This window comes from Bradyrhizobium sp. HKCCYLRH3099 (assembly GCF_051167855.1).
GTDB lineage: Bacteria > Pseudomonadota > Alphaproteobacteria > Rhizobiales > Xanthobacteraceae > Bradyrhizobium.
The window spans coordinates 19,515-33,076 of sequence record NZ_JBNPTW010000030.1; the positions used below are offsets into that span (position 1 = coordinate 19,515).

At 65.8% G+C, this 13,562-nt stretch carries 12 protein-coding genes; all 12 read right to left on the minus strand.

The window, feature by feature from the left end; genetic code table 11:
• Positions 1-114: 114 nt before the first annotated feature.
• Positions 115-2,661: an outer membrane protein assembly factor BamA gene (bamA, locus tag ACQR1Y_RS34075; protein ID WP_434879986.1), complete on the minus strand. Its 2,547-nt coding sequence runs from the start codon at positions 2,659-2,661 to the stop codon at positions 115-117.
• Between the two features lie 174 nt (positions 2,662-2,835).
• Positions 2,836-3,987, minus strand: a complete 1,152-nt coding sequence (gene rseP, locus ACQR1Y_RS34080) for an RIP metalloprotease RseP (RefSeq protein WP_434879985.1) — start codon at positions 3,985-3,987, stop codon at positions 2,836-2,838.
• A gap of 39 nt (positions 3,988-4,026) precedes the next feature.
• Positions 4,027-5,250: a 1-deoxy-D-xylulose-5-phosphate reductoisomerase gene (gene dxr, locus ACQR1Y_RS34085; protein WP_434879984.1), complete on the minus strand. Its 1,224-nt coding sequence runs from the start codon at positions 5,248-5,250 to the stop codon at positions 4,027-4,029.
• Positions 5,251-5,289: 39 nt separating this feature from the next.
• Complete coding sequence (locus ACQR1Y_RS34090) at positions 5,290-6,150, minus strand: phosphatidate cytidylyltransferase (protein WP_434879983.1); 861 nt, start codon at positions 6,148-6,150, stop codon at positions 5,290-5,292.
• On the minus strand, positions 6,147-6,905 hold the full coding sequence (locus tag ACQR1Y_RS34095) for an isoprenyl transferase (protein WP_434859126.1): 759 nt from the start codon (positions 6,903-6,905) through the stop codon (positions 6,147-6,149). Before ACQR1Y_RS34095 ends, ACQR1Y_RS34090 begins: the two co-directional genes overlap by 4 nt.
• Before the next feature lie 11 nt (positions 6,906-6,916).
• Positions 6,917-7,480, minus strand: coding sequence for a ribosome recycling factor (gene frr / locus ACQR1Y_RS34100; protein ID WP_434859127.1), 564 nt, complete (start codon positions 7,478-7,480; stop codon positions 6,917-6,919).
• Positions 7,481-7,642: 162 nt separating this feature from the next.
• Positions 7,643-8,359 (minus strand): UMP kinase, encoded by a 717-nt coding sequence (pyrH, locus tag ACQR1Y_RS34105; protein ID WP_434879982.1) that lies wholly within the window; start codon positions 8,357-8,359, stop codon positions 7,643-7,645.
• A 73-nt stretch (positions 8,360-8,432) separates the two neighbouring features.
• Positions 8,433-9,356, minus strand: a complete 924-nt coding sequence (tsf, locus tag ACQR1Y_RS34110; RefSeq protein WP_006611109.1) for a translation elongation factor Ts — start codon at positions 9,354-9,356, stop codon at positions 8,433-8,435.
• A 131-nt stretch (positions 9,357-9,487) separates the two neighbouring features.
• The gene (locus tag ACQR1Y_RS34115) at positions 9,488-10,477 is read right to left on the minus strand and encodes a 30S ribosomal protein S2 (RefSeq protein WP_434859129.1); all 990 of its coding nucleotides are present in this window, start codon (positions 10,475-10,477) and stop codon (positions 9,488-9,490) included.
• Between the two features lie 154 nt (positions 10,478-10,631).
• Positions 10,632-11,123, minus strand: a complete 492-nt coding sequence (locus tag ACQR1Y_RS34120) for a DUF2846 domain-containing protein (protein WP_434859130.1) — start codon at positions 11,121-11,123, stop codon at positions 10,632-10,634.
• A gap of 119 nt (positions 11,124-11,242) precedes the next feature.
• Complete coding sequence (locus ACQR1Y_RS34125) at positions 11,243-12,205, minus strand: FHA domain-containing protein (protein ID WP_434879981.1); 963 nt, start codon at positions 12,203-12,205, stop codon at positions 11,243-11,245.
• Positions 12,202-13,551, minus strand: coding sequence for a S1C family serine protease (locus ACQR1Y_RS34130; RefSeq protein WP_434879980.1), 1,350 nt, complete (start codon positions 13,549-13,551; stop codon positions 12,202-12,204). The genes ACQR1Y_RS34125 and ACQR1Y_RS34130 overlap by 4 nt, the downstream gene beginning before the upstream one ends.
• Positions 13,552-13,562: the final 11 nt, after the last annotated feature.

Sequence of the window (13,562 nt, forward strand, 5' to 3'; positions counted from 1 at the left end):
GCACTCTCAGGACAAAAAGTCAGAGCCCGGCTCCGGCCTCCCGGAACCGAGCTCCCATCTCTTACACCGTCCGGGGTGGCTCAAGCCAACCCGGAATTGGCCGGAACGGCTGGCTTAGAAGCTCGTGCCACCACCGAAGCGGAATTCCTGCGTGCGGTCGAACTGGCCCTTGGTGAGCGGGATCGCGTAGTCGAAGCGCAGCGGACCGAACGGCGACGCCCACACCAGACCGACACCGACCGAGGTCCGGACCGTGTTCTGGTCGTTGAACTGCAGGCCAAGGCAGGTGCCGGCGTTGTTCGGGTTGCGAGTCGGCGCCTGACAGCCAGCCACGTTGACCTCGCCGGTCTGAGCCCAGGACGTCGGGCCCTGATAGCCCCACAGGCCGCCGGCATCAGCGTAAACCGCACCCTTCAGACCAGTCTCCTTGGGCAGGAACCAGAACGGCATCTGCAGTTCGAGCGAAGCGCCCCAGTACTTGGTGCCGCCCAGTGCATCCTGCGTGCCGAAGGGATTGATGTCACGCGGACCAATGCCGTTCGGAGCGAAGCCGCGAACCAGGTTCGGACCCATCTGGAAGTGATCGAGCATGCGCAGCTGCGTGTTGCCGATCTTGTTCAGGATGCCGCCCTGGAGGTGGACGATGCTGACGATGTCCGACACCAGCGGGGTGAAGTACTTCGCATCGAACGCGGTCTTCAGGTAGGACACGTCGCCGCCAACACCCGCGAAGTCCTGCTTGAAGTCGACCAGCAGGCCGTCGGTGGGGTTCTTGTTGTTGTCGAGCGTATTGTAGTTCAGCGTGTAGCCAAGCGCCGAGGTCAGCGTCTTGCCGTTCGCCAGCTCCTGGCGGACCGGGAGCGAGGCCTCGCCATTGGCGAAGCAGCCCAGACCGTTGTTGCCGGTCGGATCGACGCCGCCATTGGCGTTGATGAAGGCCGGGGTCGGGTTGAACGGCACGAAGCGATTACCGATCATGGTGCCGGCCGCGATGTTGTTACAGTCGGACAGCGTCGTCGGCAGCGAGATCTCCTGGCGGTAGATCGAGTAGCGCAGCTGCAGCGACAGGTCTTCACGCAGCTGGAAGCCGAGGCGCGGGCTGAAGCCGAGCGTCTTGGTGCCGTAGGAGATGAAGTTGTTGGCGAGCTGCTGGCGCTGATAGAGGTCGAGGCCCAGCGCGACGCGGTAGTCGAGCAGATATGGCTCGACGAAGGACAGCGAGTAGCCGCGGGCGAACTGGCCGTAGGTCACCGACGCCTTGGCGAACAGGCCGCGGCCGAGGAAGTTGCGCTCGGAGATCGAGACCTCGGCCAGCGCGCCGTCGGTGGTCGAGTAGCCGCCCGAGATCGAGAAGTCGCCGGTCGACTTTTCTTCCAGCAGGACGTTCAGGACCACGCGGTCGCTCGACGAGCCCGGCTCGGTGGTGATCTTCACGTCCTTGAAGAAGTCGAGGTTCTTCAGGCGGCGCTCGGCACGGTCGACCAGGGCGCGGTTGTAGGCGTCGCCCTCGGAGATGTCGAACTCGCGGCGAATGACGTAGTCACGGGTGCGGGTGTTGCCGCGGATGTTGATCCGCTCGATGTAGGTGCGCGGGCCCTCGTCGACGGCGAACACCACCGACACGGTATGCGCCTCGAAGTTGCGGTCGCCGCGCGGCCGGACCACCGCGAACGCATAGCCGCGCCGCGAGGCCTCGATCTGCATCTCCTCGACCGACTTCTCGACGTTCTCGACGTTGTAGAGCGAGCCGACGCCGACGCGGGAATAGCCGCGCAGGGTATTGGCGTCGAAATTCGCGATCGACGACTGGAAGTCGACCGAACCCACCCGGTACTGCTGGCCTTCCTCGATCTTGAAGGTGACCATGAAGCCCTTGCGTTCGGGATCGTACTCGCTGAGCGCGGCGACCACCTGCACGTCGGCATAGCCGTTCTTCAGATAGAAGCGGCGAATCAGGTCGCGATCGGCCTCGACGCGGTCCGGATCGTAGACGTCGCCCGAACCCAGGAAGCTGAGCAGGTTGGTTTCGCGGGTCTTGATGACGTCCTTCAGGCGGTACGACGAGAAGGCAGTATTGCCGACGAACTCGATCGACTTCACGCCGGTCTTCGCGCCTTCCTCGATCGTGAAGATCAGGTCGACGCGGTTGTTCGGCTGCTCGATGAATTCCGGCGTGACACGCACGTCATAACGGCCGGAGCGGCGATAGATCTCGGCGATGCGCTGCGCATCGGACTGCACCATCGGCTTCGACAGCGTGCCGCGCGGCTTCGACTGCACCTCGGCCTGGAGCTGCTCGTCCTTGACCTTCTTGTTGCCCTCGAAGGCGACGCGGCCGATGACCGGATTCTCGACGACGCTGACGATCAGCCGCCCACCCTGGCGGTTGATCCTCACGTCGGAGAACAGGCCGGTCTCGATCAGCGCCTTGAGGCCGTCGTCGACCCGGCCGGCATCGAGCGTGCCACCGGGACCTGGCTTGAAGTAGGAGCGGATGGTCTCCAGCTCGACGCGGCGGTTGCCCACCACTTCGATCGAGTTGACCGTCTGAGCCGCAGCTGGCGACGACCCGACCACGCTCGCCAGCGGCAAAGCCACCGGAACGGCGAACATGATAAAGGCGGCCGCCAAGCCCCCCCGCACCCGCAATCCGAACTTCATGCGCTACGCGCCCTTATATTCCGTGGCCGGTTCGGTACCCCTACCAAACCGACAGATTCCCATTTGTCGTTCGCTTGTAGCCAATTTGGACCCGACGGCAAACGCCGGATCTCTCTGAATTTTCAAATTCGTTTCAAAACGTTGCCTATCCGCCACGTCGTAAAAAAGCCGCCTTCAGGAGCCGGCGAGATGCAGGATGTCGTTATAGGTTGCGAAGACCATCAGCATGAGAACCAGCCCCAGGCCGATTCGGAACCCCATCTCCTGGGCCCGCTCCGACAGCGGCCGTCCGCGGACCGCCTCGACCCCGTAAAACAACAGGTGTCCGCCATCGAGCAGAGGAACCGGGAACAGGTTCAGGAGCCCGATGGACACCGAGAGCGTGGCGCAGAGCTGAACGACGAACTGAAAGCCGAGGCTCGCCGCCTGCCCCGAGAGCTGCGCGATTCGGATCGGGCCGCCGACATCGCCGGCACTCCCCGCTCCCGCGAACAGCGAGGCGATGAACTTGAAGGTTGTGGCGATGATGAACCAGACCTGCTCGAAACCGATCTTGATCGATTCGAGGAACCCGACCGGGATCGAGCGCGATTCGTCCGGCTTGGCGTTGTACTGGATGCCGAGGACGCCGATTCGGTGGGCATTGCCGAACAGGTCCTTGACCTCCTTCAGCGCAGGCGTCGCCTTCAGGGTCAGTTCCGTCCCGCCCCGCTTGATCAGGAAGTTGAGTTCCGTGCCGGCACTCACCGAGACGACCCGCTGCATATCGGCGAAGGTCTCGATCGGCCGGCCATCGATGGCCGCGATCACGTCGCCATCCTTGAAGCCGGCCTGAGCCGCAACGCTGTCCGGCTGGACCGCATCGACCCGGGGGGTCGTGTTCGGCTTGCCGAAATACAGTGCCATGCCGGCGAAGATGATCACGGCGAGAATGAAATTGGCGATCGGGCCGGCCGCGACGATGGCGGCGCGCTGGCCGACCGTCTTGTGATGGAAGCTGTCGGCGCGCTCGGCGGCCGTCATCTTGGCCAGCGCCTCGGCCGAGGGCGTCGAGGCCTCGGATTCGTCGCCGAAGAACTTCACGTAGCCGCCGAGCGGGATCGCGGAGATCTTCCAGCGGGTGTTGTGGCGATCGTTGAAGCCGATCAGTTCAGGACCAAATCCGAGCGAAAACGTTAAGACCTTCACGCCGGCCCAGCGGGCGATCAGAAAGTGGCCGAGCTCGTGGAAGAACACGACGATCGTCAGCACGAACAGGAAGGGGACGATGTAGCCGAGAAGGCCGTTGCTCAACGTATTGAAAATATGGTGGAAAAATTCGGACATCGATGACCTTCCCGATGGGCCGAGGGCCCGTCCAACCCTTTAAGATGCTTTTGCGGCGATTTGAGGCAAGAGGCTAGCCGCCCTTTTTCGCGCATCATGGTCAATGGCGATGGCATCATCCGCCGACGTCAGCGGTGCCAAATTACCCGAGCGAGTCCAGCTCTCGAGCGTCGCCTCGACCAGGCGGGCGATCGCGCCGAAGCGGATCTGGCCGGCGATGAAGGCCGCGACGGCCACCTCGTTCGCCGCATTGAACACGGTGGTCGCGCCGTGACCGGCGCGGAGCGAATCGTAGGCCAGCCGCAGGCCGGGGAACCGCTCGAAGTCCGGCGCCTCGAAGGTCAGGGTCCCGATCTTGGCGAGGTCGAGCCGCGCCGAGGGGCCCTTGATGCGCTCCGGCCAGCCCAGGCAATGGGCGATCGGGATGCGCATGTCGGGGGCGCCGAGCTGGGCCACGACCGAGCGGTCGGAAAACTCGACCATGCCGTGGACGATCGATTGCGGATGCACCAGCACATCGATCTCGTCCGGCGCGAGCGCGAACAGATAGGACGCCTCGATCACCTCGAGGCCCTTGTTCATCATCGAGGCCGAATCGATCGTGATCTTCTGGCCCATGCTCCAGTTCGGATGCTTGAGCGCCTGCGCCAGGGTCGCCTGCTCGATGTCGGCGGCGGCCCAGGTGCGGAACGGACCGCCGGAGGCGGTGATGATCACGCGCAGCAGCTCTTCCCGGTTTCCGGATGACAGCGCCTGGAACAGCGCGTTGTGCTCGGAATCGGCCGGCAGGATGCAGGCGCCTGCCTGGGCAGCCCGCTGCATGAAGAAATCGCCGGCGCAGACGAGGCATTCCTTGTTGGCGAGCGCAACGGTGGCGCCGCGGTCGACCGCCGCCAGCGCCGGCTTCAGGCCGGCCGCGCCGGACACGGCGGCCATGACCCAGTCGGCCGGCCGCGCGCCGGCCTCGATGATCGCGCTCTCCCCTGCCCCGCAGGCGATGCCGGTGCCGGCCAGCGCCTCGCGCAGCTCTCCGAGCCGGGCGGGATCGGCGACGGCAACGAAGCTCGGGTTGAACTCGCGGGCGAGCTTGGCAAGACCCTCGATGTTGCTGTTGCCGGTCAGTGCCTCGACCCGGTAGCGCTCGGGCGCGCCGCGCAGCAGGTCCATGGTCGAATCGCCGATCGAGCCGGTGGCGCCGAGCACGGTGATGCTGCGCACCTCCGCCGTTTCAGCCTTGTTGTTCCGCAATGGCACTGCGCTCATGATCTCACCAAACATCTCGACCGGCAGCGTTGCTGCCCGTCACCAAACCAAAACACCGCGGCCGACCCCGTCGAGGCCGCCGCGCAGCAAACCGAGCAGCGCCGCAAAGACGATCGCCGCGACATAGCCATCCAGGCGGTCCAGTAGGCCGCCATGGCCGGGAATGATGTGACTGGAGTCCTTGACGCCGAAGTGCCGCTTGACCGCGGACTCGGCGAGGTCGCCGAGTTGCGACACCACCGACAGCACCGCGGCCATCGCCAGCATCGCGAGCAGGCTGCCACCCGCCAGGGACCAGCCCGCAGCGGCGACGAGACTGGCGCCGAAGCCGCCGATCGCGCCCGCCCAGGTCTTGTTAGGGCTGATGCGCGGCGCAAGCTTGGGTCCGCCGATGCCGCGGCCGGCGACATAGCCGCCGATGTCGCTGGCCCAGACGACGAGAAACACCAGCACCAGCGCGTGCCAGCCCTGCTGCTGATCGAACCGCACCAGCACGGAGGCGAGTTCGGCGCCGGCGGCATAGACGAAGCCGGCCGCTGCCCAGAGCCGGCGGCCGGCGGCGAGAACGGCCACCGCAACGAGGCCGAGCGCCAGTACGCCCACGGCAAAGTCGATCAGCCCGAATGCGCAGAAGATTCCTGCGATCGCGATCGCGAGGGCGCCCGAGGTGCCGACGCTTGCGGTGCGGACTTCGCCGACCACCATCAGCCATTCGAGATACAGCCCGACCGCGACGACCGTGACCAAGGCGGTCCAGAACATCCCGCCGGCATAGGCCGCGCCGAGCGCGAGAGGCACCAGCACCAGGGCGGCGGCGATGCGCAGCATAAGGTTGCTCGGCGCAGCCTTCTTCGGCGGCGCGGCGGCATCACCCACGGCTGCGGTGTCGGGTTTGCTCACGAGGCGGTTTTCGCCACGAGGCCGCCGAAGCGGCGTTCACGCCGGCCGAATTCGGCAATCGCGCCTTCGAGCGCGGCCTTGTCGAAATCCGGCCAATGGATGGGCACGAACACCAGCTCGCTATAGGCCGCCTGCCACATCAGGAAGTTGGACAGGCGCTGCTCGCCGCTGGTGCGGATGATCAGGTCTGGATCGGGAATGTCGGGGGCGTCGAGATGGGCGCCGATCGCATCGGCATCGATCGAGGCCGGATCTCGCCGGCCCTCGGCCACCTCGCGCGCCAGCCGCTGGGCGGCGCGCGCGATTTCCTGGCGGGAGCCGTAGTTGAACGCCACCACCAGCGTGAGCTTGGTATTGGCGCGCGTCAGCTCCTCGGCCTCGCCGAGCAGCGCGCAGATGTCCGGCTCGAGACCGCCGCGCTCGCCGATCACCCGCACGCGCACGCCGTCGCGATGCAGGGTGGCGAGATCGTTGCGGATGAAGCGGCGCAGCAGGCCGAACAGGTCGCCAATCTCGCTCGCGGGCCGCGACCAGTTCTCGGAGGAGAACGAGAAGATCGTGAGATAGCGGATGCCGAGCTCATCGCAGGCGCGCACGACGCGGCGCAACGCCTCGACGCCGCGGCGATGCCCTTCGGCGCGCGGCAGGCCGCGTGCCGCAGCCCAGCGGCCGTTGCCATCCATGATGATGGCAACATGGGCCGGACCGTCGGAGCGATCCGGCGTCTCCGTCACCGGGGCCGCGGCATTGGACATCGAACGTTTCCTTAGACGGTGAGGATTTCCTTTTCCTTCGCCGCCAGCAGCTGGTCGATCTCCGAAATCACGCTATCGGTCGCCTTCTGAATGTCGTTGGCGATGCGCTCCTGGTCATCCTCGGAGATCTCGTGATTCTTCTCGAGCTTCTTCACCGTGTCGAGCCCGTCGCGGCGGACATGGCGGACGGCGACGCGCGCAGCTTCCGCATATTTGTGCGCGACCTTGACCAGTTCCTTGCGGCGCTCCTGGTTGAGCTCGGGAATGCGCAGCCGGATCACCTGGCCTTCGGTGGCCGGCGACAGGCCGAGATTGGAATCGACGATCGCCTTCTCGACCGCCTTGACCATGGAGCGGTCCCAGACCTGCACCGACAGCAGGCGCGGCTCGGGCACCGAGACGGTGGCGAGCTGGTTGAGCGGCATGTGCGAGCCATAGGCCTCGACCTGGACCGGCTCGACCATTGATGCCGACGCGCGGCCGGTGCGCAGGCCGCCGAGCTCGTGCTTCAGCGCCTGGGTTGCGCCCTGCATGCGGCGCTTCAGGTCGTTGAGATCGAAATTGCCCGTGGTCATCACGCTTTCCTTTCCTGCAACCCCGGGCCCTTCAGCCGGTTCGGCCGCGCCTTGAAAGGCCATCGGCTGGACTCGACTGCTCCCGGACGAATTCCTGTGTCGCTTACGCTTCTACCGCAGGCACGGAGCCGGTCCAACACCGGCCGCCGACGGTGCAGCGGATCACCCCGCGACGATGGTACCGCGCCCTTTGCCCTGCAGCATCGCGCCGATCGCGCCGGGTTCGGCAATGGAGAACACAATGATAGGCAGCGACGTTTCGCGGGCAAGCGCGAATGCCGTCGCATCCATGACCTTGTAGCCGCCTTCGATGGCCTGGGAATGGGTCAGCCGGTCGAAGCGCTTGGCGGCCGGATCCTTCTTCGGATCGGCGCTATAGACGCCATCGACATTGGTGGCCTTGAGGACGGCCTGAGCCCCGATCTCGGCGGCCCGCAGCACGGCGGTGGTGTCGGTGGTGAAATAGGGGTTGCCGGTGCCGCCGCCGAGCACGACGATTCGCCCGTCGGCGAGCGCCTTGTGCGCCGCAGCGCGCGTGAACAGCTCGCAGACCTCCGGCATCACGAAGGCGGACAGTGCCAGCGCCGGGCTGCCCTTGCGTTGGATCGCGGCCTCCAAGGCGAGGCAGTTCATCACGGTGGCGAGCATGCCCATGGTGTCGCCGGTCGCGCGCGAGACGCCTTGCGACGACACTTCGACCCCGCGCACCATGTTGCCGCCGCCGACGACGACGGCGATCTCGATTCCGAGCCTCGAGGCGGCGATGATGTCGTCGGCGATGCGATCGACGGTCGGCTGGTCGATGCCGAAAGAATGCGGGCCGGCGAGATATTCGCCCGACAGCTTGACCACGACGCGACGATAGACCGGCTCAGCCATGTGCCAATATGTCCCTATCCCGCGCGTTGAGATCCGGCGCGAAGACCGCGCCGGATCGTAACTGTCTTCGTCGTTACTTCTTGCCGCTGGCGGCGGCAACTTCGGCGGCGAAGTCGGTCTCTTCCTTCTCGATGCCCTCACCGAGAGCATAGCGGACGAAACCGGCCACCTTGATCGGACCGCCGACCTTGCCTTCGGCTTCCTTCAGCGCCTGCGCGACCGACTTGCCGCTGTCATGGATGAAGGCCTGCTCGAGCAGGGTGACTTCCTTGTAGTAGGTCTTCAGGCCGGACTCGACGATCTTCTCGATCACGTTTTCCGGCTTGCCCTGCTGACGATACTTGTCGGCGAGCACGTCCTTCTCGCGCTTGACGAGTTCCGGATCGAGACCGGCGGCATCGATCGCCTGCGGGTTGGCGGCGGCGACATGCATCGCGAGCTGACGACCGAGCACCGCGAGCTCGTCGGTCTTGCCCGGCGACTCCAGCGCAACGATCACGCCGAGCTTGCCGGCGCCCTCAACCACGGCACCATGGACGTAGCTCGACACGACGCCTTCGCTCACTTCGAGCGCGGCCGCGCGGCGCAGCGTCTGGTTCTCACCGATGGTCGCGATCGAATCGGCGATCGCGGCCTCGACCGTGATGCTGCCGACCTTGGCGGCCTTGATCTTCTCCACGTCGGCACCGACGTCGAGCGCGACCTGGGCGATCATCTTGACCAGGCCCTGGAAGTGCTCGTTGCGCGCGACGAAGTCGGTCTCCGAGTTGACCTCGACGACCACGCCCTTCTTGCCCGAAGTCAGCGCGCCGATCAGGCCCTCAGCCGCGACGCGGCCGGCCTTCTTGGCGGCCTTCGACAGGCCCTTCTTGCGCAGCCAATCCTGCGCGGCCTGCATGTCGCCGCCGTTCTCGGTGAGCGCGGCCTTGCAATCCATCATGCCCGCGCCGGTCGACTCGCGCAGGTCCTTCACCATCGCTGCGGTGATATTCGCCATTGTTGAACGTCCTTTTGCCTGTCCAAAGCGCGACGCAGCGGAAGGCCCATCGCCGTCCGCTGCCAGGAAAAATACCTATCTCAGTCGCGATGGCCGGCGTGCGACGCCGGCCAGATTCTTGTCGTGTCGTCTTAGGCGTCGGCGAGCGACTTGGCCTGGGCGACCCAGGCGTCGGCCCGGCTCGGCAGACCGACTTCTTCGCCGATCTGGTGGGCCGTGTCGTGGTTGAGCTCGGCGAGCTGCCAGAAGTGGAAGATGCCGAGGTCGTTCAGCTTCTTCTCGATCGCACCCGACACGCCGGTGAGCTTCTTGAGGTCGTCGGCCGTGCCGCGCGGACCGGGCAGACCCTGGAAGGTCGACGCGGACGCAGCCGGAAGATCCTCTTCGAGCGGCGCCGCGGAGGCGCCGACGTCGATGCCGAGCTCGCCCTGGGCGCGCGAGATGCCGTCGATGGCGGCGCGCGCGATCAGGTCGCAATACAGCGAGATGGCGCGGCCGGCGTCGTCATTGCCCGGGACCACATAGGTGATGCCCTTCGGATCGCAGTTGGTGTCGACGATCGCGGCGACCGGAATGTTGAGGCGCTGGGCCTCCTGGATCGCGATGTCTTCCTTGTTGGTGTCGATCACGAAGATCATGTCGGGCAGACCGCCCATGTCCTTGATGCCGCCGAGCGAGCGATCGAGCTTGTCGCGCTCGCGCTGCAGGGTCAGGCGCTCCTTCTTGGTGTAGGAGTTCGCCTCGCCAGAGGACAGCACCTCGTCGAGGTGACGCAGGCGCTTGATCGACGCCGAGATCGTCTTCCAGTTGGTCAGCGTGCCGCCGAGCCAGCGCGAATTGACGAAATACTGCGCGCAGCGCTTGGCCGCATCGGCGACGTTGTCCTGCGCCTGGCGCTTGGTGCCGACGAACAGGATACGGCCGCCCTTGGCGACGGTGTCGCTGACGGCCTGCAGCGCCGTGTGCATGAGCGGCACGGTCTGGGCCAGGTCGATGATGTGGATGTTGTTACGGGTCCCGAAAATGAAATCGGCCATTTTCGGATTCCAGCGGTGAGACTGGTGACCAAAGTGAACGCCAGCTTCGAGCAGCTGGCGCATCGTGAAGTCGGGCAGCGCCATTTGGATATTCTCCGGTTGATTCCTCCGGAAACGCGTGAGCAAAAACGGGCCGTTTGGCCCGGCTTGCCACCGGACGCCCTCTAGGAGAGCCAAGTTTCCGTGTGAGATGGCGCGCTATATAGCCGGATTTTGGCGCAACGCAAGGAAAATGGGCCTATTCGGCCTGAAGAAGCTCCGCCAACGCCGCCTTGGCCTGCCCCTCCTGCAGCGGAACGAAGTCGACCGGCCCCTTGTTGTCAGCCCCTGACGACGCCGCGGCCATGACGCCCACCCCCAGCAGGCCGAACGCCATGCCGCCGCCCTGCATGGCGCGGGAGCGCTCACTGGGCCGGATCGAGTAGAAATAGGTCTTTCCAGGCTCGGTGCTGAAATCGAGGTAGGATTCGCCCGGAAACAGCAGCTGCGTGGCCACCACGTGGTGCGGACCCGCCGGACGGTCGACATAGGCGTACGTCCCGGGCAGCAGCCGGGGAAGCGCCACGCCATCGACCTTGGCGTCGCAATTGGTCCGGTCGAGCCAGGAGTCCTTCAGGCTCATGATGACGATGCGGGAGTGGCCCGGGCGCGGCGCCCCGATCTTCTGCGATACCACCGCGAATTCGGTGCCCTCTTTGCCCGTCAGGCACCCTGATACCAGAAGCGCCAACCCCAATCCCAGAAATGCCCGCCTGTTCATTGCAAACCCCCGTAGTTCCCCGGGAGCCAAGGCTATGACGGGAACTCGGCCGTTTTCAACCTCCGGAAGCGAAGAGAGTCCAGCTGTGCTCAGCGCTCCACACCGGCCGGCTTCAGCTCGGCCCGGTCGGCGTCCAGCCTCGCCTTCAGTCGGGCGATATCAGCGAAGAAGGCCTGATCGTCGCGAACGGGTGCCAGGCGCAGGGCCGGCGGCATCAGCACCTGGCTGACATCGGCACGACCGGAATTGGCGAAGGCCTCCGAGCGCTGCACCGTCTGGACCGCGATCGCGACGATGAGCAGCAGGCCGACGACCGCCCCCTTGATGAGTTGATGCGTGCGTCCGACCTCGCGCACATGCAGGAAGACGATCGCCGCCAGCACAATCCAGGCGATGACGTAGCCATAGGTCGAGATGGCTGACCAGGTCAGCGCGAAGGACGCGAATTGTCCGGCCTCGCTGTAGATCCAGAACGCGAAAAGGCCCGCCTCCGCGATCAGGAGATGACGCAGGAAGTGCGAGCGCCCCGCGAACAGGCGCGACAGCAGCGCCCAGACGCCGACCCAGGCCACCACGGCCCCGACCAGGACGAGGCTCGGCACGAGATAATCGGACAGGTGCGACTCGGATGTCTGGCCAAGCCAGATCTTGACCGCGTCGATCACCAGCAAAGCGAGGCCGAGCACGATCGCGGCCGCGATCGGCAGCACGCCGCGTTCGCGACCCGCCAGCCGCTCCGGCTCCACGTCATGACCGGCGTCGCGGACCCGCAGCCAGGTCTGTCCGATCCGGATCGGCTGGCTGCCATCGAGGATAAGCTGCGGCTTCCGGCTCTTGCTGCGGTCGAGATAGAGCCCGTTGGCGCTGCCGAGATCCTCGGCGACGAGGCGTCCCTCATCGTCACGGAAGATGCGCAGGTGGCGCGCGGCGACATAGGGATCGTCGAGGATGACATGGTTGTCGTAGCCGCGACCGATCCTGACCTCGGCGGCGTCGACGCGGAAGCGGCCGGCCACCTCGCGGTGCTTGGAGAGAATCTCGACCCAGATCATCGGACCACCTGCACCCGGTCGAGAAAGCTCTTGCCGAGCCGCAAGGCATCGTCATAGGCGATGGCCTGCAGGTTCAGCCGCGACACCAGCGCCTCGTCGGCATGGTCCTGGGTGACGGCAACCAGGACGACGTCATAGAGCCCGTCGAATTCGCGGTAGCCTTGCGCGCACCACAGCACACGCAGCGGCGGATGCGCCGCCGCCGGCGCGACGCCGACGAAATCCTGATGGCAATGCTGCGGCGTGTACCATTTGCGGAAACCGCCCCCGAGCGTGAGCCGCGGCTGCGCCAGGCTGGTCAGCACGGTCGCGAATTGAAACGAATTGAGATCGATCGATTTCGCGTAGGAATGGGTGACCTCGACCGTGCCGGTGTTGAGATCGGAGGCGACATAGACGCTCGCGTCAGCCTTGCAACTGGTGGAATTGATGCTGGCGCGCGGCTTCGGCGACGCGCTGGCATTGGTGCTGGCCCAGCAGTCGAACCACGCCGCTCGCGTTTCCGGCGCCTGATAGGAGCCGAGCACGCGGTCGCGAAAGCCCTCCTCGCTCAGCGATTTGTAGAGCGCGCCACGCCAGCTCGCGAGTTGCGCGATCACGTCCTTGCGCAGGTCGGCCGGTGCCGGCTTGGCATCCTGCCCGCGCGCCAGCAGCGCTGCCGCGAAGCGCGCCGGCACCAGGAAGCTGATCAGCTGGCCGCCGCGGCGGGTCGCGACGTTGATGCCGACCACCTGCCCTTGCGAATTGACGGCCGGCCCGCCGCTCATGCCCGGATTGAGCGCGCCGGTGAAGTGGATGTGATCATTGTAGCTGTGCTCGACCAGGCCGTTGTAGGTGCCCTCGATGATGGTGAAGCCGAGATCGAGCGGGTTGCCGAGCGAATAAAGCCGCTCGCCCTTCGGCAGCGTGCCGTCGAGGGCGGCCTTGTCGAAGGAGAAGAACGGCGCATTCTGCTTGTCGACGCGCACCAGCGCGAGATCATTCGGCAGATCGACGGCGAGCAGCGACACCGCGCCCTGGCTGCCATCGGCGCCCGTATATTCGAGCCGGTAGGTCTTCGGCTCGAGCGCGGCGTCGGAGACGACGTGATAGTTGGTGATGGCAAGGCCGTCGGCGGAGACGAGAAAGCCCGAGCCGGTCGAGGTCTGGCGGCCGGCATCGGCCAGCAAGGTGCGAATTTGCAGCAGTCGCGGCGGCGCCGATGCGTACACGGTTTCGGCGCCGGGCAGTGCCTGCGCTTCGGCCTGCGAACTAAAGACCCCGGCAGCAGCGATGCAGGCCGCAGCGAGGATCACACTCCGCCGCAGCAGCCCGCGCACGGGTCCAACAAACAACGCTGAAATCACTGATGCCCCCG

Bases quoted from the DNA above. Each gene is read 5' to 3' on its own strand.
- bamA (WP_434879986.1), bottom strand. From the start codon at position 2,661: ATGAAGTTCGGATTGCGGGTGCGGGGGGGCTTGGCGGCCGCCTTTATC.
- rseP (WP_434879985.1), bottom strand. From the start codon at position 3,987: ATGTCCGAATTTTTCCACCATATTTTCAATACGTTGAGCAACGGCCTT.
- dxr (WP_434879984.1), bottom strand. From the start codon at position 5,250: ATGAGCGCAGTGCCATTGCGGAACAACAAGGCTGAAACGGCGGAGGTG.
- ACQR1Y_RS34095 (WP_434859126.1), bottom strand. From the start codon at position 6,905: ATGTCCAATGCCGCGGCCCCGGTGACGGAGACGCCGGATCGCTCCGAC.
- frr (WP_434859127.1), bottom strand. From the start codon at position 7,480: ATGACCACGGGCAATTTCGATCTCAACGACCTGAAGCGCCGCATGCAG.
- pyrH (WP_434879982.1), bottom strand. From the start codon at position 8,359: ATGGCTGAGCCGGTCTATCGTCGCGTCGTGGTCAAGCTGTCGGGCGAA.
- tsf (WP_006611109.1), bottom strand. From the start codon at position 9,356: ATGGCGAATATCACCGCAGCGATGGTGAAGGACCTGCGCGAGTCGACC.
- ACQR1Y_RS34115 (WP_434859129.1), bottom strand. From the start codon at position 10,477: ATGGCGCTGCCCGACTTCACGATGCGCCAGCTGCTCGAAGCTGGCGTT.
- ACQR1Y_RS34125 (WP_434879981.1), bottom strand. From the start codon at position 12,205: ATGATCTGGGTCGAGATTCTCTCCAAGCACCGCGAGGTGGCCGGCCGC.